The organism is Sphingomonas sp. LM7 (genome assembly GCF_002002925.1).
GTDB lineage: Bacteria > Pseudomonadota > Alphaproteobacteria > Sphingomonadales > Sphingomonadaceae > Sphingomonas.
The window spans coordinates 380,247-398,663 of sequence record NZ_CP019511.1; the positions used below are offsets into that span (position 1 = coordinate 380,247).

Genomic DNA, 18,417 nt, shown 5'->3' on the forward strand with positions numbered 1-18,417 from the left:
GGCACGATTGGCGGGGCGCGACGTTCAACGCAACCGCTTCGTCGTTAGTAGGCTGCGAGCAGCCGCTTCTCACCCGCCAAGCGCATCATCGCCTTTTGGAGCTTCTCGAAGGCGCGAACCTCGATCTGGCGGACGCGCTCGCGCGACACGCCATAGACCTGGCTGAGCTCTTCGAGCGTCTTGGGATCGTCGGTCAGGCGACGCTCGGTGAGAATGTGCTTCTCCCGCTCGTTGAGGTCGTCCATCGCATCGACCAGCATCGAGTGACGGACGTCGGCCTCCTGAGCCTCGGCCACTGCCTCGTCCTGGAGCTGGCTGTCGTCCTGCAGCCAATCCTGCCACTGGCCCTCGCCATCCTCGCGCACCGGCACGTTGAGCGAAGTATCCCCGCCCATCGCCATGCGGCGGTTCATCGAGGTGACTTCGTCCTCGGTCACGCCGAGATCGGTGGCGATCTTGGTAAGATGCTCGGGCGAAAGATCGCCATCCTCGAACGCGTCGAGCTTGGCCTTCATCCGGCGCAGGTTGAAGAACAGCTTCTTCTGCGCCGCAGTGGTGCCCATCTTCACGAGCGACCAGCTGCGCAGGATGAATTCCTGGATCGACGCACGGATCCACCACATGGCATAAGTCGCCAGGCGGAAGCCGCGATCGGCCTCGAACTTCTTCACGCCCTGCATCAGGCCGATATTGCCCTCCGAAATCAGCTCGGACACGGGCAGGCCATAGCCGCGATAGCCCATGGCGATCTTGGCCACGAGTCGCAGATGCGACGTGACCAGTTGCGCAGCCGCATCGGCGTCGCCATGCTCCTCGAAGCGCTTGGCGAGCATATATTCCTGCTCGGGCGCGAGGATCGGAAACTTCTTGATCTCCGACAGATAGCGGTTGAGGCTCGCCTCGCCGCCGAGTGCAGGAATCGTCGCGGGGACGTTGCTGCCATTTGCCATGATCAATCTCCCTTCACTGGGCGCAGTACCGCACGGGTTGCGCCACGAAAATCATACGATGAGCTTATTGAACAGTTCCTGCATATCTGCAGGCATTTCGCTATCGAATGCCAAAGCGTGGCTTTTCACAGGGTGAATGAACCCCAGATGGGCCGCATGCAAGGCCTGTCGCCGGAAATCCAGCGTTGCCAGAACTGCCCGATGGACCGGACGCGCGCTCCCATAGACCGGGTCCCCGAGCAACGGATGGCCGATCGACGCCATGTGAACGCGAACCTGATGCGTCCGCCCGGTTTCGAGACGACATTCTACGAGGGCGGCGTCGCGCAACGATCGGATCATGTTCCAATGCGTGACCGCGTGTTTTCCACTTCCTTCGCGGACCACGGCCATTTTCTTGCGGTTTGTGGACGATCTCCCGAGAGACGCGGAAATTGTACCTGCCGAAGTTGACACGCGGCCGGCGACCAATGCCTTGTACCGCCTGTCGATTGTATGCGCCTTGAACTGCGCGGCGAGCCCGACATGGGCACGGTCCGTCTTTGCGGCCACCATCAGACCCGAAGTATCCTTGTCGATCCGGTGGACGATCCCGGGGCGCGCCACGCCGCCGATCCCCGAGAGCTGCCCCGCGCAATGATGGAGCAGCGCGTTGACCAGCGTTCCGTCGAGATTGCCCGCCGCGGGATGGACGACCAGCCCGGCCTGCTTGTCGATCACGATCAGATGTTCGTCCTCGAACACGATATCGAGTGCGATGTCCTGCGCTTCGTTATGCGCCGGCGTCGGGTCCGGCACGGCGATGCTGAACAGCGCGCCGCCGGGCGCCTTCTTGGCAGGATCGCGGACGAGACCTTCGGGTCCGGTCACCGCGCCGCTGGAAATCAGCGCCTTCAGCCGTTCGCGCGAAAGCGCAGGCAGAGCGTCGGCGAGCGCACGGTCGAGCCGCCAGCCATTCGCGGCCTCCGTAATCCGCGCTTCGAGTGTAGTAACCCCCCGGTCCATTCTGTAGGGCTAGATGGGGATGGGAACGCATGTTTCAAGATCTGTACTGATCGGTATTCGACGGATTTCCGCCGATCTTGCCCCGCGCGAGGCGTGCGGATTGCTGTTTGGCGGCGAGGACGCGATCACGGGCTGGCAAGCCGCTGAAAACGTGGCGGAAGACCCCGAACGACGCTTCGAGATCGACCCGTCGGCGCTGTTCGCGGCGCTGAGGGCCGAGCGGGCGGGCGGGCCGAAGATTATCGGCTATTGGCATTCGCATCCCAGCGGCGATGCGACGCCTTCGATCACCGATGCGGCAATGGCGGCGGCCGACGGCAAGCTGTGGCTGATCGTTGCGGGCGAGACGGCGGGCTTGTGGCGGGCGGGCGAGGGCGGGGCGTTGCACGGCCGGTTCGATGCAATGCCGTTCGATCTGACCGAATAACCTTGGCCGCGTTGCTATGCTCGAAGGGCCCGGGTGTCGCCACCCGGGCCCTCTTCGCTTCATCCGGCCCTAGAAGCCGTAGGAAAGGCGCACATAGCCGAACTGGCCCGGCAGATCGTAGGTCGTCGGGTCGAAATTGGCGCTGTCGCAAGTGAAGCACTGCGGCGGATCGCGATCGAACACATTGTTCACGCCGGCAGTGAGCCGCAGGCGGTTATCCATCCAGCCGGGCGACAGATAGAGCTGGACGTCGCCGTAGAACACATTGCCCATGCGGTGGACGCCGTCGCGCTCGTCGACCGCGGCGATGTAGCGGCCGGTGAACGAGATGCCGTAACTGCGTGCCGACCAGTCGATCGTGCCGTTGAGCTTGAACTTGGGATAGGCCTGATCGGGGCTGCCGCGTTCGGTTCCGGCATATTCCTGCGTCGGCGCGTTGAGATCCGACGGCGGCACGATGTTGTACTTGATCAGATGCGCCGCGTTGACGGCGAGCCCCACGGTTCCGCCGCCGAACTCGGTCGAGCGGAAATTGACGGTCCAGTCGATTCCCGAGGTCTCGATCGCATTGAGGTTGAGCAGGCGCGCATTGATCGAAGCGATCGTGCCACTTCCGGTGCGCGTGATCGCGGCGCAGCTGACCGGATCGGCATTGAACGCGCAGCGCGAGAGCGTGAGCGTTGCGGGGACCGAGTCGATCGCGTTGGTCAGCTTGATGCTGTACCAATTGACTTCGAGGTTCAGCGCGCTGGCGAAGCTGCCAGTGGCCCAGCTGGGGCTGTAGACTCCGCCCGCGGTCCAGGTCTCCGCGGTTTCGGGTAGAAGCGTGGTATTTCCCTGCGAAAACACGCCGAGCTGGCCCCCGGTGGGTTCAGCGTAGCTGCCGCTGGCGGGAACGCCATTGGCGATGCAATTGGCGCGGACAGTGGGGTTGGTCTGGAACGAGCCGCCGGCAGCACTGGTGCACGGATCGTCGATCGTCGCGTCGAAGCGCGAAGGGCCGGCATAGAGCTCGCCGATGCTCGGCGCGCGCAGGCTCTCGGCATAGCCGCCGCGGAACAGCAGGTCGGGCACCGGCTTCCACAACCCCGAGGCCGTGAAGGTGGTGTTGCTGCCGAACGACGAATAGTTCGAGTGTCGCACTGCGCCGTCGAGCTCGAGCAAGTGGAAGAAGGGCTTGCCTGCGAACAGCGGGATGCGGATCTCGCCGTAGAATTCGTCGACGTTGAAGCCGCCTCGCGCCGGGCTGGTCGGCACATCGGCGCCCAGACCGGCGACGATGATCGGATCGGGATCGTAGCTGGCATATTGATCGCGATGCTCATAGCCGACTGCGACGCCGACTGCGCCGCCGGGCAAGTCGAACAGCTCGCCCGAGACATTGGCGGTGAAGTCCCACAGGCGCTGCTTGCTCTTGTCGCGTTCGTCGAAGGTCACATAGTCGAGCATCGCCTGGGTAACCGATCCGGCGCCCCCGAAGATGTTGAACGGCACGCAGGCGCCGGTGCAGGCCGCGACCGGGCCCAGCGCGCGGGCGAGGTTGGCGGCATTGACGTTGCCGGTGAAGACCTGATGCGCGTCGTTGATCCCGTAGACGCCGTTGATGTCCCAATACCATTTATGGCTGCCGACATCGAACGACCCGTCGAGCGTGACGGTGGCCGACATGGTGTCGACATCCTGGGTGAACACCCGCTGCCCGGCCTCTACGAAGCGGCGGCGCACGGTCGAGTAATTGGCCGGGGTGCCGCCAGCGCCCGAGGAGAGCGTGACGCCGAACGGATTGAACGGGTTGGTCGCGTCGATCGAGATCGTGTCGAGCAGATTGCCGTTGCCCGCGTCCGGCCCGACGAACAGCGGGAGGAACGCCGCCTCGGTCGTCGAATGGCGATGGTTGGCGACCAGCTTGGCGCGCAGATTGACGTTTTCGGCCAGCTCCTGCTTGAAGTTGAAGAAGCCGCCATAGCGCTCCGACGGCGTCAGCAGATAGTTGAACGGCGCGAAGTTGAACGAGTCGGTTGCCGAGGAATAATTGCGATAGTCGGCGAGCACCGGGCGGCGCCCGATCACCGGGGTGGCCAGGGTCAGGCTCTGGCCGAGCACGTCGTAGCGGCCGTTGGGCGTCGCGCTGGAACAGCCGCCCGCGGCGCAGCTGGTGGCGCCGGGCGTGGGGAATTGCGAGATGTCGCGGTCCGCGGTGCTCACGCCTTCCTGCTTGGTATAATAGCCGCCGAACACCAGCGAGGAGCCCGTATCCAGGGACTGGATGCCGTAGCTCGCCTCGTAATTCTGGGTATGGCCGTCGCCCGCGCGATAGGTGCCGAACTGCGCCGAAGCGCGCAGGCCCTGTTGCGACTGCTTGGTGATGATGTTGATCACGCCGGCCACCGCATCGGTGCCATAGAGGGGGGATGCGCCCGACTGGAGCACTTCGATCCGCTCGATCATGCTGGTCGGCAGCGCGTTGAGATCGACCGAGGCGGGAATGCCGCCCGCCGCCGATCCGTTGACGAAGCGCAGGCCGTCGACCAGCACCAGCGTGCGCTTGGCGGCGAGATAGCGCAGGTCGATCTCCGCCGAGCCCGAACTGACGCCGGTGCCGTCGGGCGGGCCGCCGATATTGCCGGCGTTGTTGACCTTGGTATTGAGGCCGCCGCCCGCGCTGGGCAGGCGCTGGAGGACATCGGCGACCGAGCTGAGGCCGGTGCGGGCGATCGCCGCCTCGTCGACCATGACCACGGGCTTGTCCTGATCGAGCGGATTGCGCCGGATGCGCGATCCCGTGACGACGATGTCTTCGGTGACGGCAGGCTCGTCGGTTTGCGGGGCCGATTGTGCCTGTGCCGGTATCGCGGCAAGTCCCGCGGCGAGCGCTGCAGTCGCGACGCCGACATTCTTCCAAACCCTGATCTCGCGCATGAATCGATCCTCCGTTAAAGGCCGTTCGCGACATCCTGTTTCGTGGTTTCTGTAACAGTAGAGAAACAAACGGGCGGCGCTTGCGCAATGGGGGACGGCACCGGCCGATACGATCCCGGCGACGGTGTGGCTTTGGTGTTACAAAAGCTCAGAACTGCCTCATGGCGCAAAAGCGGGAACGTTTCGCCCCCGTGCCTCGTTGCCCTCCCATAACAAAGGGAGTGCCTGAGATGCTTTGGACCATCGTCGTCATCCTCGTCATCCTGTGGCTGCTCGGCTTCACCTTCCATGTCGGCGCCGGGCTGATCCACATCCTGCTGGTCATCGCGCTCGTCGTCGGGCTGATCCAGCTGTTCTCGGGCCGTCGCGTCGTCTAGCGCCACGGCCGGCGCAGCTTGCAGCGACCTCGCGGCTGCGCCAAAGAGGCGCTGGGGTAACCGGAGCCAAAATCCTTGAACATCAGCCCGACCGATTTCGCGAGCCTTTTGTGTTCAAGGCTTTGCCACGACCTGTTGAGTCCGGTTGGCGCACTCAACAACGGGCTGGAGCTGCTTGCCGACGAGCATGATCCGGAGATGCGCGCGCGCTGCCTGGAGCTTCTCAGCGAGAGCGCCAAGGCATCGGCCAACAAGCTGAAGTTCTTCCGCCTCGCCTTCGGCGCAGCGGGAGGCTTTGGCGAGACCGTCGACACGCGCGAGGCGCAGGCGGCGATCGAGGGGCTGTTCGGCGAGAACCATCGCGTCAAGGTCGGCTGGATGGTCGAGGACCCGGTATTGCCCAAGCAGGCAATCAAGGTGCTGCTCAACCTCGCGCTGATCGGCGGCGACGCGCTGATCCGCGGCGGCCAGCTCGATATCGGCGCGGAGATCGTCGACGGATCGATCGAGATCGTCGTGCGCGCTGACGGGCCACGGATCGTGCTCGATTCCGAGCTTCGCGGTGCGCTTGCGGGCGGCCAGGACGACATGCCTGTCACCCCGCGGGCGGCGGCGGCGTTCCTCGCGCATGCGCTGGTGGTGCAGGGTGGCGGCACGCTTCAGGTGAGCCCGCCTGATTCGGACGTGCTGCTGTTCGGAGCGAGCTTCCGGGTCGGCTAGTCAGCGGCGGCGTGAGAGCGCGACGCGAGCGACCCCAACAGCGCCGTCAGATCCCGTAGAATCGTCTGGATGCTGGCGGCCTGTGCATGCCGGTAATAGCGATCGACTGCGTAGCCGATGCCCAGCGCGCCAAGGACGATTCGCTTGTCACTGTCGATCCGCGCGATCGTTTGAAAAAGGCTTCGTTCGAGATAGGACGGGCCGTTTTCCATCAGCGTGGAATCGTCCACCGACGCGCCGTCGGACAAGATGATCAGCAGCCTGTGCCGCGCGGGTATCGCGGTGAGGCGCGCAATGGCCCAGTCCAGCGCCTCGCCGTCCACATTCTCACGCAGCAGATCGGGATGCAGCATCGCCTCCTGTGACGGTGTCGCCCAGACGCGCTCCCCTGCCGATTTGTAAACGATATGGAGCAGCGCGCAGAGCCGTCCAGGACGCGGGGGCCTCCCTTCGCGAAGCCACGCCTGCCGAGCGTACCCGCCATGCCAGCCAGCCGTGGAGAAGCCGAGGATTTCCGTGCGCGCGCCGGCGGCCGACAGGCTTGCTTCGAAGGCGCGTACGGCACCGGCCACTGCCGCGATCGGCTCGCCCTTCATCGATCCCGACTGGTCGATTAGAAGGCTGACGGCGAATTCGGCGGCATCGCTGCCGAGATGCGCGCGGATGGCGGAGTCGTCCGGCGTCTGGAGATCAGCGAAGTGCTCGGCCAGGCGCACGGCATTGCGCCAGCCATTACCCTCATCATCGCGCCATTCGCGCTTATCGGGGCTGACCCTCGCCAGTCGACCGGGGATGTCCGCGGCGTGGAGTTCGACATCATGGTCGCGGGTATACACGCGATAGGGTTCGTCCAATGGGCCGTCGGACGCCTCACGGCGGGGCAACGCGAACAGCTTTCGCCAATCGATCATCGGGCTGTCCGCGGCATGGCAGGAGGATAGCAGGCGGTTTTCGCGGTTCGCAAGGCGCAACCTATCGCGAACGTAGCGCGAACGAACCCCTAGGGATTTTCAGCAGCTTGGCGTCGGGGTTATCCGCGGGGTCTCCTCGGGGTTTGCCCTCCCGGAGTCGCGCCCATGTTTCTCGATTCGAACCCGCTTGGCCCGCATTGGGGCGACGCGCCCCGGCGGGCATGCAAGAGCTGCCAGGCGCCGATCCTCGCGCATCATGCCGTCGAGGAAGTCCGTTTCCCGGACCATGCCGACAGCGCAGATATGAGCGGCAGCTATCATGCGGCGTGCGCGAAGCCCTTTGCGAGCATCGCCCGGGCGATGGCGATGCTGGGCCGCTTCTCTTTCTGAGCCACGCGCGGGGACTAACGCCCTTTTAACCACCGCTGCCGCAGAGTGGCCCCGCAAATTTGCTTCGGGGCACCATGGACGATCTGGTTCAGGAATTCATCGCCGAGACGCGCGAGACGCTCGAGGCGCTTTCGGGCGAGATCGTCGCTTGGGAAGCGCATCCCGAGGATCGCGCGCGGCTGGATGCGATCTTTCGCTTCGTGCACACCGTAAAAGGAAGCTGCGGCTTCCTCGATCTGCCGCGCCTGGGCCGCCTCAGCCATTCCGCCGAGGACGTACTCGCCCAGGTCCGCGAGGGCCTGCGATCGCCCGATCGGCCGCTGGTCAATGCGGTTCTCGCGGTGGTCGATCGGATCGGCGAACTGGTCGAGGCGATCGATTCGGGCACCAGCCTTCCTGATCATGGCGACGAGTTGCTGATCGCGGCGCTGGCCAAGGGCGCCGAGGAAGTCGCGCCGACCAATATCCCCGGGCTGCACCGCGCGCCGGCGCGCAGCGTGCGGCTGGGCGTCGACCTGCTCGACCGGATGATGTCGGGCATGTCGGACATGGTGCTGGCGCGCAACGAGCTGGCGCGGCGGCTGCGCGGCGGCGACATCGATCCGACGATCGAGGCGGCGCTTGAGCGGCTTTCGCTGACGGTCGGCGAGATGCGCGATACGGTGACGCGGACCCGCATGCAGAAGATCGACGCGCTGTTCTCGGCATTGCCGCGGATGGTGCGCGATACCGCGGCGGGGCTGGGCAAGTCGGTGCTGCTCCATGTCGAGGGTTCGGACGTCGAGCTCGACCGCGAGATGATCGAGATGATGCGCGACCCGCTGGTCCACATCATCCGTAATTCGATCGATCACGGCATCGAATCGCCGCTGGAACGCCGCGGCGCGGGCAAGCGCGAGAATGGCCGGCTGGTCGTCTCGGCACGCCAGTCGGGCAACCAGATCATCATCGAGATCACCGACGACGGCCGCGGGATCGACACCGACAAACTGATCCGCAAGCTCGTCGCCAACGGCCGCGACGAGGCCAAGCTGCGCGCGCTTTCGGAGCGCGGCAAGCTGGAGCTGATCTTCGAGGCAGGGCTTTCGAGCAAGGACGAAGTCAGCGACGTTTCGGGCCGCGGCGTGGGCATGGACATCGTCCGTGCCGCGATCGAGCAGATCGGCGGCCGCGTCGAGCTGGACAGCGCGCCGGGCAAGGGGCTGCGCCTCGCGATCCATGTGCCGCTGACGCTGTCGATCATCTCGGCGATCGTCGTCGGGGCAGGGGGACAGCGCTTCGCGATCTCGCGCCAGGCGATCGAGGAGATCGTTTCCGACCATGGCGGCGCGATCCGGATCGACACGGTCGGCGGCGCGCAGGTGCTCAGCCTGCGCGGACGCCGGATGCCGTTGCTCAACCTGTGCGAAGTGCTCGGCATCGAGCGCGCCGCGACGATCGGGCCGCGGATGATCTCGATCGTCAATGTCGGCGAAGGCAGCTACGCGCTCGCCGCCGATCATGTGCTCGACAATGAGGAGCTGGTGATCAAGCCGGCATCGCCCGCAGTGATGTCTACCGGCGTCTACGCGGGACAGACATTGCCCGATTCAGGGCTGCCGATGCTGCTGCTCGACTGCGCCGGGATCGCCAGCATCGCCGGGCTCAATTTCCATCGCGACGACGAGCAGAACCAGGACGAGCTCGAGGAAGCCGAAGCGGCACCGGGCATCCCGGCGCTGTTGTTCCGCGATCTGGACGGCGCGCATCGTGCAGTGCCGCTGGCGGCAGTCGATCGCGTCGAGCAAGTCGAGGGCGATTGCGTGCGCTTCGCTGCCGGCCGTTTCCGCGTGACGATCGACGGACGCATCCTGCCGCTCGCCGCGCAGGGCAAGATCGAGGGCCGTGCGCGGCTCAACGTGCTGCGCCTCAAGGACGGCGTCAACGAAGTCAGCTACGCGATCGACGAGGCGCTGGACATCATCCAGCTGCCCGAGGAACTGGTGCCCGCGCGCGAGCCGGGGCCGGTTGCCGGCGTCGCGCTGATCGACGGCGAGCAGGTCGAACTGCTCGATATCCTGTGGGTGTTCGACGAACATGCCGATCGCGATTGCGAGGAAACCGCGCCGCTCTGCCTGATCGCAGGCGACAAGGACGGCTGGATGGCATCGTTCGTGCGGCCGCTGCTGGAGACCGCGGGCTATCGCGTCGTCACGCAGCTGGCCACCGGCGAGCTGCCGGCGGTGGTACTGTCGTCCGAGGCCGCACCGCCTGAACTCGCCGCGACCGCACCGGTCGTCCGGCTGCGCAGCCGCCGCGCGTCGGCGGGCGCGGGCGACGACAGCGTCTATCGCTATGACCGTGCGGGGCTGCTCTCCGCGCTCGAGGCCCGTGTGGCCGGGAAGGGCCGCTGATGTCGCACCTTTATCTCATCGCCCAGGTGGCGGGACGCGCCGTCGCGATCGATTCCGACCAAGTCGAATCGGTGGTCGATATCGGCGAGGTCACCCAGGTGCCGCGCGCCTCGCAACATGTCCGCGGGCTCGCCGCGCTGCGCAGCCGCGTGGTGACCGTGGTCGATACCCACACTGCTTTGGGGCTCGAAAGCTCCAGCCAGGCGCGGCGCGCAGTGATCACCCATGTCGAGGGGCATCATTATGCGATGCTCGTCGATGCGCTGGACGATGTCGCGCCGTTCGACTTGCTGCCGCTGGCCGGCGGAGTTGCGCTGGACGTGGCGTGGCAGCGCGCGGGACGGGGGATCGTCGAACGCGACGGCGAGCCGATCCTGGCGATCGACCTTGCGGCGCTGGTGCCGGGCTATTCGGCGGCGCTTAACTGATTTTGTCCGATTAACGCGGCGCTTACACCTGTTGCCGCACTATGATGAAACAGACACCTGGCTATCGGGGAACAGGGAAATGAAAACGTGTCTCGTCGTCGACGACTCCAAGGTGATCCGCAAAGTCGCGCGGCACATCCTCGAGACGCTCGATTTTGAAGTCCGCGAAGCTGGTGACGGCCGCGAGGCGCTCGATTCCTGCCTGGCCGAAGCGCCGGACGTGATCCTGCTCGACTGGAACATGCCGGTGATGAGCGGGATGGACTTCCTGCGCGCGCTCAAGGATTCGGGGCTGCCGACACGGCCCAAGGTGGTGTTCTGCACCACCGAGAACGGCATGGCCTATATCCGCGCAGCGATCGAAGCCGGCGCCGACGAATATGTCATGAAGCCGTTCGATCGCGAGACGCTGGAAAGCAAGCTGCAGATCGTCGGCGTCGCCTGAACGCGGATCCGGCACATGGCCGTGGCACTCAGTTCCATCCTGCCTGACTCGCGTGGCGTCGTGCCGCCGGCACAGGTACTGATCGTCGATGATTCGGTCGTCGCGCGATCGGTGCTCGGCCGGATGGTGGACGGCACGCGGCGCTTCCGCGTCGCGGCGGCGCTCAGCGACGTGCGCGCGGCGCTGGAATATCTCGAACGCCACCGCGTCGACATCGTCCTGCTCGACATCGACATGCCCGGCATCGACGGGCTGACTGCGCTGCCCGACGTGATCGCGGCGGGCAAGGGCGCGCGGGTGCTGATCGTGTCCTCCTCCGCCGACGAAGGCGCAGCCGTTACAGTGCAGGCGCTGGCGCTGGGCGCCGCGGATACGCTGGTCAAGCCGGGCATCGGCACGTTCGGCGGGCGCTTCGCCGAAGTGCTTGAAGACCGTCTGTCGCGGCTGCTCGACATTCATTCCGAGCCGGTGTCGCATCTCGCGAGTTCGGGTCCGGTCAACGCGCCCAACGACTTCGACATCGTTGCGATCGGCGCTTCGACCGGCGGCATCCATGCGCTTAGCCAGCTGCTGCGTGCGATCCCGGCCAGCTTCCAGACTCCGATCCTGGTCACCCAGCATCTCCCGATTTCGTTCATGAGCTATTTCGCGGCGCAGCTCGCAGTGCTGGGCGGGCGCCCGTGCGAAGTGGCGTGCGACCGGATGCGCATCCGGCCGGGCCGGATCATCGTGGCGCCGGGCGATGCGCATATGCGAGTCGTGCGGATGTCCGAAGGCTGGGCGGTTCGGCTGAGCGACGAGAAATCGCTGAGCGGCTGCATGCCCTCGGTCGATCCGATGTTCGAATCGCTTGCCGATGTGTTCGGCAAGCGCGCGCTCGCCGTGGTGCTGAGCGGGATGGGACGCGACGGCGCCGAGGGTGCGCGCCACCTGGTCGAGGCCGGCGCGCGGATCCTGGTGCAGGATCGCGAGAGCTCGGTGATCTGGGGGATGCCCGGCGCGGTGGCCAATGCCGGCCATGCCAGCGCAGTGCTGCCGCCCGACGAGATCGGCCGGCTGGTCGCGCGGCAGGGGAGGGCATGATGCACTTTCCCGGAGCGGCGTCGGCCGGCAAGTCGAGCGCCATGAACATCATTTCGGCGCTGCTGGAGCAGCGCACCGGGCAGCAGATCGCTGCCAACCGGGCGTGGCGGATCGAGACCGCGCTCAAGCCGCTGCTGCGCGAGAGGGGACTCGCATCGCTGGATCAGCTGGTATCCCAGCTGGTCGCGACGCGAACGGGGGATTTGGGGGATCAAGTCGTGGATGCGCTGTTGAACCAGGAGACGAGCTTCTTCCGCGACGCGGCGGTGCTCGACATGATCGCGGACGCCACCAAGGCGCTGCAGGCGGACACGCCCGACCGCAAGATCCGCCTGTGGTCGTCGGGTTGCTCGACCGGCCAGGAGCCGCTGAGCCTTGCGATGCTGTTCGACGAACGCGGCATGGGCGAAGGGATGAGCGCGCCCGAGATCGTTGCCACCGACGTTTCGCCCGCGGCGCTGACCCGCGCGCGCGCCGGCCGCTATTCGCAGTTCGAGATCCAGCGCGGGCTGCCGGTCCGGCGGATGATGACGTGGTTCGACAGCAACGGCGGCGACTGGGCGGCCAAGCCCGAGTTGCTCCGCCGCATCCAGTTCCGCCAGCACAACCTCACGGCCGATGCGCCGCCGCCGGGCAAGTTCGACGTGGTGCTGTGCCGCAACGTCATGCTCTATTTCTCTCAGGACGTGCGCCGCGACGTGTTCGATATCCTCGCCTCGGCAGTGCGCCCGGGCGGGCTGCTCGTCCTCGGCGCGGGCGAGACCGTGATCGGGCTGACCGATCGCTTCCGCCCGTGCGACCGGTTCCGCGGCTTCTATCGCGCGACCGACGCGGCACCGATGAAGCGCGCCGCTTTCGGCTGAAGTCCCTTGCCGGGTGCGGGCGCGGGCTCGTACCATCGCCGCGATGACCAGCGGCCTCCAGATCACCGACATGCCGTCGCCCAATTTCGACGCGCGCGAACTCCCCATCTCGATGATCGTGCTCCATTATACGGGCATGGAAAGCGCGCAGGCGGCGATCGACCGATTGCGCGATCTCGAGGCCAAGGTCTCGGCGCATTATCTGGTCGACGAAGATGGCCGCATCCTGCGGCTGGTCGATGAGCGTCACCGCGCCTGGCACGCCGGGCGTTCGCACTGGCGCGGAGTGACCGACGTCAATTCCGCCTCGATCGGCATCGAAATCGTCAATCCCGGCCACGAGTTCGGCTATCGCCCATTTCCCGAAGCGCAGATGGGGGCGCTGATCCCGCTGGTCGCCGAGATCAAGGAACGCCACGGCATCACCCGCGGCAATGTCGTCGGCCATTCGGACGTGGCGCCGGCGCGCAAGCAGGATCCGGGCGAGCTGTTCAATTGGCATGCGCTGGCGCGGCTGCGGCTGGCGCTGCCGCGGCCGACGCGGAACCTCGTAGATCCGGGCTGGCCCGATGCCGGCTTCCTGCTCGCGCTCGAACGGTTCGGCTATGACACCAACGATGCCGGGGCGGCGGTGACGGCGTTTCAGCGCCGCTTCCGGCCCGAACTGGTCGATGGCGAGATCGACATGGAGTGCCGCTGCATCCTGCTCGCGCTGCTGCTTCCCAAGCCACAGGGCGACGACTGAGACAGCTGCACGAAAAAGAAGGTTCGCGGCGCGTTCACTTTGTCCGGAAATTCCGTAGCAGCCAAGCCGGCGTTATCCAGCGAGACTGGAGGCAGAATCGATGCTCAATGGTGGCGGGATGACCCGGATGGGTCCGGTGCAGGTGCGGCTCAGCGGCGTGGTCAAGGTCGATGAGGACGACAAGGAAACGCCGTCGGTGAACACGCCGACGGTGGCCGAGGCGACGGCGTTGCTCAATCGCGCGGCGCGGGTGAACGGCGCCGATGGCGTGATCAGCGTCGGCTCGGACTATCGCCGGATCACGATAGGGCGCGGCCCGCTGTCGACCCAGGCGCTGGTCGCGGTGCAGGCCTGGGGCACCGCGGTGAAAGAAGCCGAGGTCGTCGAAGAAAAGGCTGAAGCCGCCGACGACGAGGCCGACGCGGCATAATCGCTTGCGTGGCGGCCGCGTGCCGCTAGAGCGGCGGGTGCCAGAGGGTCGGGCGGCCGCGGGTGCGCAAGCACGCGAGGAAAGTCCGGGCTCCACGGAACCACGGTGCCGGGTAACGCCCGGCGGGCCAGCTTGCTGGTTTAGGGAAAGTGCCACAGAGAGCAGACCGCCCACTGGTTCTTCGGAACTAAGGGCAAGGGTGAAAGGGTGCGGCAAGAGCGCACCGCGCGACGGGCAACCGAAGCGGCACGGCAAACCCCACCGGGAGCAAGACCGAATAGGGGCGGCAATGGACTTCGAGTCCGGGGGCCTGGTTCCGGCCCGTCGCCCGGGTTGGTTGCTGGAGCGGCGGAGCAATCCGTCGCCTAGAGGAATGGTCGCACATCGCTTTCGGGCGAGGACAGAACCCGGCTTATAGACCCTCTGGCATCTTCTTTATTGTCGTCACCCCGGCCTCGTGCCGGGGTCCACCTTGCGGATGGCCGAGAAGCCAACGCCTCTAGCTTCTCCCGCGCGTCGCCGTGGATCCCGGCACAAGGGGTGACGTTGTTTTGCGGCTTGCGCCTAGCCTTAATGAACCGACGCCCCTATCTGGCCTGTCATGGCTCGTGCAACGCGTTCTTCCGACTGGGGCTTTCCACGCTGGCGCGCCTATGGTGCCGAGCGCGAGGCCGTGAAGGTGCGGCTGTGCGACCGGCATGGCTGCGAGGAACCCGGCGACCGGCCAGCGCCCAAATCGCCCAACAGCCCAGATCGCTGGTATTTCTGCGAGACGCATGCCGGCGAGTACAACCGCAACTGGAATTACTTCGAAGGACTGACTGCCGAAGAGGCCGCGCAGCGCGAGGCCGAGGAGCGGCGCGACGCAGGCGGCTTTTCAGAATCGAAGCATAACAGCTGGGCGGGCCCCGGCGACGGCACGCGCTCGCGTGACGAAATTCGCGCGCTCGAACTGCTCGATCTCGAAGTCGACGCTGATTTCGAAGCGGTGCGGATGGCGTGGCGCCGGCTCGCCAAGTCGAACCATCCCGATGTGAAGCCCGGCGATGCCGACGCGGCCAAGCGCTTCCAGGCGATCCAGGCGGCGTATGAAGTGCTCAAGGTCGCCGAAGAGCGCCGGACGTGGAAGCCCGATTGAAGCCTTTGGTCCGGTCCAACTGGTCGAACGCCATTCTCGTCTGCGCGAAATGCTCAAAGAAGCTGGACGGCGGCTTCGGGCCCACGGGCAAGGCGCCGCTCGCCAAGGCGCTGCGGAAACATCTCGGATTGAAGAAAGGCCGCAAGGCCGGGGCGGGGATCGTCGAGGTCAAATGCCTCGGCGTGTGCCCGCGCGGCGCGGTGACGGTGGTCAACGGCGCGCAGGCTCGCGAGTGGTTGCTGGTGCCCGAGGGGGCTGACCTCGATGGGGTGGCGGCGGAGCTGGGGCTCCTTTGAAAGCCGTCCTCCTCGTTTAAACAGTCGTCACCCCGGCCTCGTGCCGGGGTCCACCAAGCAGCACCGGTTGGGCTTGAGCTGCTTTTCCTTCCTTCGCCTCCCGGTGGACCCCGGCACGAGGCCGGGGTGACGAAAACCTAATCCGCGTAACGCTGCGCGGTCTCGCGGATCAGCGCGATCATGTTGGGAATCCCCTGGGTGCGGTTCGAGCTGAGCTGGTTGCGCAGGTCGAACGGGGCGAGCGCGGTTTCGATGTCGGTGGCGAGAATGTCGGCCGGGCTGCGGTCCTGCACCGTGAGCAGCACCAGCGCGATGATGCCCTTGGTGATTGCGGCGTTTGAATCGGCGAGGAAGTGGAGCGTGTCGGCGTCCCCGCCGGTAGGATAGACCCAGACGGCTGCGGAGCAGCCGCGGACCAGCGTGGCATCGGTCTTGAGGGCCTCGGGCATCGGTTCGAGACCGCGCCCCAGATCGATCAGCAATCGGTATCGGTCGTCGGCGTCGAGGAATTCATATTCGTCGCGAAGGTCGGCGAGGCTGGTCATGCCGCCCCGCTAACCGGGTGGACCCTAGAGGTCCACCCCGGCGGCGATCGCTTCGAGCTTGCGGATGCGTTCCTTGAGGTCGGCGACTTCGATGCGCGAGGCGGCGGAGGGCATTGCCGGCTCGGCATGTGGTGCGCCGGTCCCGTGCTGGGCAAGCTCCTGGCCCTTGAGTGCCAGCCAGCCGCGCCAGCCCGAGAGCCCCGCCGCGGTCACCATCGCCAGGCCGGCGAGGCCCGAGACGGAGAGGGTGATGTAGAGATTGGGATCTACGGTCATTGCTTGCCTCCCTGTTCAGGGGTTTTTCTTGTCGCGCAACGCTTCGATTTCACGATCGAGGCGCAGGCTGCTGGCTTCACTGTCGGTGATGACCCGTTCAAGGACCTGAACGCGCTCCTTGAGCGAGCGCAGCTCGTCGCGGAGGCGGGCGGCGTCGGCGGTCTGCGCCGCGTCGTTGCCGCGGAAGACCTCGTTGCCGTGCTTGTCCTTGTGGATGCCGAGCCGCGCCTTGAGGACGCTGCCGATCGTGACGATGACGATGATCGCGACAACCATTTCGAACGGGTTCATTCCGTGTACTCCTTGGCGAGCGCCTCAGGCGCCCTGTTGCTGCTGCCGGGCCAGCTTTTCCGCGCGACGGACGGGGCGGTCCCGGGCTTCGGCGAGGGCAATAGCTCCCCCGCACAGTGCCGTCAGCACTGCGAACACAACGATGATCATTTTATCGGTCCTTGGATTTGCTGCGCCGGGCGCAGCGGGTTCTAGTTGAGCGGCGCGTCGCGCAGCTTGTCGATTTCATCCGCGAGTTCGATGCCGCGGTCGGTGACGATCCGTTCGAGGACGCGGACCCGCTGCTCGAGCCTTTCGGTCTGGGCGGCATATTGGGCGGCCTTTTCGGCGACCATCTGCGACTCGATCTCCATCTGGCGCTCCTTGAGCTTGAACCAGGGCTTCACGAATACGCCACCTAGGATGGCCAGCAGCCCGCAGGAGATGCCGAGGATCGGGATGAGCAGGGGGTTGATCACGATATCCTCCTCAGTTGTTCTTGCCGCGCAGCGCTTCGATCTCGCGGTCGAGGCCATGCGCGCTGTCGGTTACGATGCGCTCGACATTGGCCAGGCGATCCTTGACCGAACCGAGCTCGGCGCGGAGCTGGGCGCTTTCCTGGCTGAGCAGCTTGATGCGCTCCGCCATCTCGTCGTCGCGCTTGGGGTAGAGTGCCTGGCCCCAGCTGCCGTCGAGCGGGTAGCCGTTCTTGATGCGCAGCCAGGTGGTGAGCACCCATCCGCCGATCGCCACCGATACGATGACTGCGATCATCGGGAAGATCGCCTGGATGAAGGGAAGCTTGTCGGTCATTTCCTGTTCCTCGTCCTGGCGCTCAGCGCAGTGCGTCGATGTCGCGGGCGGTGCGCTCGGCAGGATCTGTGGCGATCCGTTCGAGCACTGCGATCCGCTCCTCGAGCCGCGAGATCTGGCCGGTCAGGCGCTCATTCTCCGTGGAGAGGAGCTCGATCTTGCGCTCGGCGGCGGGATCGCCCTTGTGCGTCATGCCCTTCCACTCATTCTCCACCGGATAGCCGTGCTTCGCGCGGATCCAGTTGTTGATCACCCAGCCGATGGTCGAGATCGCGATGATTGCGACGACGAAGCCCGGTCCACCCCAGTTCATGGTCTTTCCTCCCTGTTGACAGCCCCGCCTCAGCGCAGGCTGTCGATCTCGTCGGCGAGCCGGGTATTGCGGCTCGTATAGTACATCTCGATGTCGGCGAGCCGGCGATCGATGTCGCGGAAGGTCGAGCGGACCTGCGCGGTCGAGCGGCTCGGGTTCGAGCGGACGCCTTGCCAGAACTTCTCTTCCTCAGGCCCCTGGTAGAGCCCCGCCGGCTTGCTCGGTGCAAGCCAGGCGATCAGGAAGTAGAACAGGATTGACGTGCCGCTGGTCGCGAAGGCCAGGAAGACCATGCCGACCCGGAGCCAGATCGCCTCGATCCCGGTATAGTCGGCGAGGCCGGAGCAGACGCCGCAAACCTTGGAGTTCTGCTTGTCGAGATAGAATTTCGTACGGGCGGACATTTCAGTTCCTCCTCGAGATATCGAAGGGGCTCGGCTCGGGGCGCGAGGCCGAGAGCGGGCGGAAATCGGGATTGTCGGCAGCGATGATGCGTTCGACGGTGAGCAGGCGCTCCTCGAGCTGCTTGGCAGTGTAATAGAGCTCGTCGAGAAGCTTCTCGTCCTCGCCGGTGATCGTCGCGGCAGTCTTCCACTTGGTGATATAGTGCATGATCACCCAGGGAAGTCCGACGAACAGGATCCCGACGATGACGATGGGCAGGAAAACCTCTTCCATCG

General features: G+C 65.8%; 26 protein-coding genes and 1 other RNA gene. 14 read left to right on the top strand and 13 right to left on the bottom strand.

Translation table 11 applies throughout. The features are described 5' to 3' along the window. Positions 1–44: 44 nt before the first annotated feature. Both rpoH and BXU08_RS01800 read right to left on the bottom strand, forming a co-directional pair. Positions 45–950 (bottom strand): RNA polymerase sigma factor RpoH, encoded by a 906-nt coding sequence (gene rpoH, locus BXU08_RS01795; protein WP_077508188.1) that lies wholly within the window; start codon positions 948–950, stop codon positions 45–47. 51 nt (positions 951–1,001) lie between these two features. After that, complete coding sequence (locus BXU08_RS01800; RefSeq protein ID WP_077508191.1) at positions 1,002–1,955, bottom strand: RluA family pseudouridine synthase; 954 nt, start codon at positions 1,953–1,955, stop codon at positions 1,002–1,004. Positions 1,956–1,974: 19 nt separating this feature from the next. On the opposite strand from BXU08_RS01800, the gene BXU08_RS01805 reads away from it, so the two are divergent. Next, complete coding sequence (locus BXU08_RS01805; protein WP_077508194.1) at positions 1,975–2,382, top strand: M67 family metallopeptidase; 408 nt, start codon at positions 1,975–1,977, stop codon at positions 2,380–2,382. Positions 2,383–2,451: 69 nt separating this feature from the next. On the opposite strand, the gene BXU08_RS01810 is transcribed toward BXU08_RS01805, so the two are convergent. Further along, positions 2,452–5,301, bottom strand: coding sequence for a TonB-dependent receptor domain-containing protein (locus tag BXU08_RS01810; RefSeq protein ID WP_077508196.1), 2,850 nt, complete (start codon positions 5,299–5,301; stop codon positions 2,452–2,454). 230 nt (positions 5,302–5,531) lie between these two features. Between BXU08_RS01810 and BXU08_RS19450 the strand changes: the two genes are divergently transcribed. Both BXU08_RS19450 and BXU08_RS01815 read left to right on the top strand, forming a co-directional pair. After that, positions 5,532–5,678, top strand: coding sequence for a lmo0937 family membrane protein (locus BXU08_RS19450; RefSeq protein WP_150125379.1), 147 nt, complete (start codon positions 5,532–5,534; stop codon positions 5,676–5,678). A 75-nt stretch (positions 5,679–5,753) separates the two neighbouring features. Continuing rightward, a complete protein-coding gene (locus tag BXU08_RS01815) occupies positions 5,754–6,398 on the top strand; it encodes a histidine phosphotransferase family protein (RefSeq protein WP_077508199.1) in 645 nt (214 codons plus the stop codon). On the opposite strand, the gene BXU08_RS01820 is transcribed toward BXU08_RS01815, so the two are convergent. Continuing rightward, positions 6,395–7,309, bottom strand: coding sequence for a hypothetical protein (locus BXU08_RS01820; protein WP_077508201.1), 915 nt, complete (start codon positions 7,307–7,309; stop codon positions 6,395–6,397). The two genes, BXU08_RS01815 and BXU08_RS01820, sit on opposite strands and share 4 nt — an antisense overlap. Before the next feature lie 165 nt (positions 7,310–7,474). On the opposite strand from BXU08_RS01820, the gene BXU08_RS01825 reads away from it, so the two are divergent. The 11 genes from BXU08_RS01825 to BXU08_RS01875 all read left to right on the top strand — a co-directional run bounded on the left by BXU08_RS01825 (position 7,475) and on the right by BXU08_RS01875 (position 15,520). Next, complete coding sequence (locus tag BXU08_RS01825; RefSeq protein ID WP_077508204.1) at positions 7,475–7,699, top strand: hypothetical protein; 225 nt, start codon at positions 7,475–7,477, stop codon at positions 7,697–7,699. A gap of 74 nt (positions 7,700–7,773) precedes the next feature. Beyond that, on the top strand, positions 7,774–10,092 hold the full coding sequence (locus BXU08_RS01830; protein WP_077508207.1) for a chemotaxis protein CheA: 2,319 nt from the start codon (positions 7,774–7,776) through the stop codon (positions 10,090–10,092). Then, on the top strand, positions 10,092–10,520 hold the full coding sequence (locus BXU08_RS01835; protein ID WP_077508210.1) for a chemotaxis protein CheW: 429 nt from the start codon (positions 10,092–10,094) through the stop codon (positions 10,518–10,520). Before BXU08_RS01830 ends, BXU08_RS01835 begins: the two co-directional genes overlap by 1 nt. A gap of 79 nt (positions 10,521–10,599) precedes the next feature. Continuing rightward, the gene (locus BXU08_RS01840; RefSeq protein WP_077508213.1) at positions 10,600–10,965 is read left to right on the top strand and encodes a response regulator; all 366 of its coding nucleotides are present in this window, start codon (positions 10,600–10,602) and stop codon (positions 10,963–10,965) included. A 15-nt stretch (positions 10,966–10,980) separates the two neighbouring features. Further along, complete coding sequence (gene cheB, locus BXU08_RS01845; RefSeq protein WP_077508216.1) at positions 10,981–12,048, top strand: chemotaxis-specific protein-glutamate methyltransferase CheB; 1,068 nt, start codon at positions 10,981–10,983, stop codon at positions 12,046–12,048. Next, positions 12,045–12,911, top strand: a complete 867-nt coding sequence (locus tag BXU08_RS01850) for a CheR family methyltransferase (protein ID WP_376787768.1) — start codon at positions 12,045–12,047, stop codon at positions 12,909–12,911. The genes cheB and BXU08_RS01850 overlap by 4 nt, the downstream gene beginning before the upstream one ends. A gap of 43 nt (positions 12,912–12,954) precedes the next feature. Continuing rightward, positions 12,955–13,656: an N-acetylmuramoyl-L-alanine amidase gene (locus BXU08_RS01855; RefSeq protein ID WP_077508221.1), complete on the top strand. Its 702-nt coding sequence runs from the start codon at positions 12,955–12,957 to the stop codon at positions 13,654–13,656. A gap of 100 nt (positions 13,657–13,756) precedes the next feature. Next, positions 13,757–14,086: a hypothetical protein gene (locus BXU08_RS01860; protein ID WP_150125380.1), complete on the top strand. Its 330-nt coding sequence runs from the start codon at positions 13,757–13,759 to the stop codon at positions 14,084–14,086. Between the two features lie 40 nt (positions 14,087–14,126). After that, positions 14,127–14,517: RNase P RNA component class A (gene rnpB, locus BXU08_RS01865), an RNA gene on the top strand. A 170-nt stretch (positions 14,518–14,687) separates the two neighbouring features. Further along, entirely contained in the window at positions 14,688–15,224 is a 537-nt protein-coding gene (locus BXU08_RS01870; protein ID WP_077508227.1) for a J domain-containing protein, read from the top strand. Next, entirely contained in the window at positions 15,221–15,520 is a 300-nt protein-coding gene (locus tag BXU08_RS01875; protein ID WP_077508230.1) for a hypothetical protein, read from the top strand. The genes BXU08_RS01870 and BXU08_RS01875 overlap by 4 nt, the downstream gene beginning before the upstream one ends. Before the next feature lie 137 nt (positions 15,521–15,657). Here BXU08_RS01875 and BXU08_RS01880 read toward each other — a convergent pair whose 3' ends face one another. Genes BXU08_RS01880 through pspB form a run of 9 tightly spaced genes read right to left on the bottom strand, consistent with a single transcriptional unit; the run spans position 15,658 to position 18,415 of the window. Further along, entirely contained in the window at positions 15,658–16,065 is a 408-nt protein-coding gene (locus BXU08_RS01880) for a SufE family protein (RefSeq protein ID WP_077508233.1), read from the bottom strand. Positions 16,066–16,089: 24 nt separating this feature from the next. Next, entirely contained in the window at positions 16,090–16,341 is a 252-nt protein-coding gene (locus BXU08_RS01885) for a hypothetical protein (RefSeq protein WP_077508235.1), read from the bottom strand. 15 nt (positions 16,342–16,356) lie between these two features. Beyond that, a complete protein-coding gene (locus BXU08_RS01890; protein WP_077508238.1) occupies positions 16,357–16,632 on the bottom strand; it encodes a hypothetical protein in 276 nt (91 codons plus the stop codon). Positions 16,633–16,656: 24 nt separating this feature from the next. Continuing rightward, positions 16,657–16,782 carry a hypothetical protein gene (locus BXU08_RS20440; protein WP_290439636.1) on the bottom strand — a complete coding sequence of 42 codons (126 nt, stop codon included), beginning with the start codon at positions 16,780–16,782 and terminating at the stop codon, positions 16,657–16,659. A gap of 41 nt (positions 16,783–16,823) precedes the next feature. After that, positions 16,824–17,087 carry a hypothetical protein gene (locus BXU08_RS01895; protein ID WP_077511896.1) on the bottom strand — a complete coding sequence of 88 codons (264 nt, stop codon included), beginning with the start codon at positions 17,085–17,087 and terminating at the stop codon, positions 16,824–16,826. 13 nt (positions 17,088–17,100) lie between these two features. Continuing rightward, on the bottom strand, positions 17,101–17,424 hold the full coding sequence (locus BXU08_RS01900; RefSeq protein ID WP_077508241.1) for a hypothetical protein: 324 nt from the start codon (positions 17,422–17,424) through the stop codon (positions 17,101–17,103). A 22-nt stretch (positions 17,425–17,446) separates the two neighbouring features. Next, positions 17,447–17,737 carry a hypothetical protein gene (locus BXU08_RS01905; protein WP_077508244.1) on the bottom strand — a complete coding sequence of 97 codons (291 nt, stop codon included), beginning with the start codon at positions 17,735–17,737 and terminating at the stop codon, positions 17,447–17,449. Positions 17,738–17,766: 29 nt separating this feature from the next. Further along, positions 17,767–18,141 (bottom strand): envelope stress response membrane protein PspC, encoded by a 375-nt coding sequence (gene pspC / locus BXU08_RS01910; protein WP_077508247.1) that lies wholly within the window; start codon positions 18,139–18,141, stop codon positions 17,767–17,769. A 1-nt stretch (position 18,142) separates the two neighbouring features. Further along, positions 18,143–18,415, bottom strand: coding sequence for an envelope stress response membrane protein PspB (gene pspB, locus BXU08_RS01915; protein ID WP_077508249.1), 273 nt, complete (start codon positions 18,413–18,415; stop codon positions 18,143–18,145). Between the last annotated feature and the right edge of the window lie 2 nt (positions 18,416–18,417).

Coding starts and splice junctions, on each gene's coding strand:
- BXU08_RS01880 (WP_077508233.1), bottom strand. CDS start 16,065: ATGACCAGCCTCGCCGACCTTCGCGACGAATATGAATTCCTCGACGCC.
- BXU08_RS01800 (WP_077508191.1), bottom strand. CDS start 1,955: ATGGACCGGGGGGTTACTACACTCGAAGCGCGGATTACGGAGGCCGCG.
- BXU08_RS01870 (WP_077508227.1), top strand. CDS start 14,688: ATGGCTCGTGCAACGCGTTCTTCCGACTGGGGCTTTCCACGCTGGCGC.
- cheB (WP_077508216.1), top strand. CDS start 10,981: ATGGCCGTGGCACTCAGTTCCATCCTGCCTGACTCGCGTGGCGTCGTG.
- BXU08_RS01840 (WP_077508213.1), top strand. CDS start 10,600: ATGAAAACGTGTCTCGTCGTCGACGACTCCAAGGTGATCCGCAAAGTC.
- rpoH (WP_077508188.1), bottom strand. CDS start 950: ATGGCAAATGGCAGCAACGTCCCCGCGACGATTCCTGCACTCGGCGGC.
- BXU08_RS01860 (WP_150125380.1), top strand. CDS start 13,757: ATGCTCAATGGTGGCGGGATGACCCGGATGGGTCCGGTGCAGGTGCGG.
- BXU08_RS01855 (WP_077508221.1), top strand. CDS start 12,955: ATGACCAGCGGCCTCCAGATCACCGACATGCCGTCGCCCAATTTCGAC.
- BXU08_RS20440 (WP_290439636.1), bottom strand. CDS start 16,782: ATGATCATCGTTGTGTTCGCAGTGCTGACGGCACTGTGCGGGGGAGCT.
- BXU08_RS01825 (WP_077508204.1), top strand. CDS start 7,475: ATGTTTCTCGATTCGAACCCGCTTGGCCCGCATTGGGGCGACGCGCCC.
- BXU08_RS01890 (WP_077508238.1), bottom strand. CDS start 16,632: ATGAACCCGTTCGAAATGGTTGTCGCGATCATCGTCATCGTCACGATC.
- BXU08_RS01805 (WP_077508194.1), top strand. CDS start 1,975: ATGGGAACGCATGTTTCAAGATCTGTACTGATCGGTATTCGACGGATT.
- pspC (WP_077508247.1), bottom strand. CDS start 18,141: ATGTCCGCCCGTACGAAATTCTATCTCGACAAGCAGAACTCCAAGGTT.
- BXU08_RS01905 (WP_077508244.1), bottom strand. CDS start 17,737: ATGAACTGGGGTGGACCGGGCTTCGTCGTCGCAATCATCGCGATCTCG.
- BXU08_RS01820 (WP_077508201.1), bottom strand. CDS start 7,309: ATGATCGATTGGCGAAAGCTGTTCGCGTTGCCCCGCCGTGAGGCGTCC.
- BXU08_RS01830 (WP_077508207.1), top strand. CDS start 7,774: ATGGACGATCTGGTTCAGGAATTCATCGCCGAGACGCGCGAGACGCTC.
- BXU08_RS01810 (WP_077508196.1), bottom strand. CDS start 5,301: ATGCGCGAGATCAGGGTTTGGAAGAATGTCGGCGTCGCGACTGCAGCG.
- BXU08_RS19450 (WP_150125379.1), top strand. CDS start 5,532: ATGCTTTGGACCATCGTCGTCATCCTCGTCATCCTGTGGCTGCTCGGC.
- BXU08_RS01835 (WP_077508210.1), top strand. CDS start 10,092: ATGTCGCACCTTTATCTCATCGCCCAGGTGGCGGGACGCGCCGTCGCG.
- pspB (WP_077508249.1), bottom strand. CDS start 18,415: ATGGAAGAGGTTTTCCTGCCCATCGTCATCGTCGGGATCCTGTTCGTC.
- BXU08_RS01850 (WP_376787768.1), top strand. CDS start 12,045: ATGATGCACTTTCCCGGAGCGGCGTCGGCCGGCAAGTCGAGCGCCATG.
- BXU08_RS01900 (WP_077508241.1), bottom strand. CDS start 17,424: ATGACCGACAAGCTTCCCTTCATCCAGGCGATCTTCCCGATGATCGCA.
- BXU08_RS01885 (WP_077508235.1), bottom strand. CDS start 16,341: ATGACCGTAGATCCCAATCTCTACATCACCCTCTCCGTCTCGGGCCTC.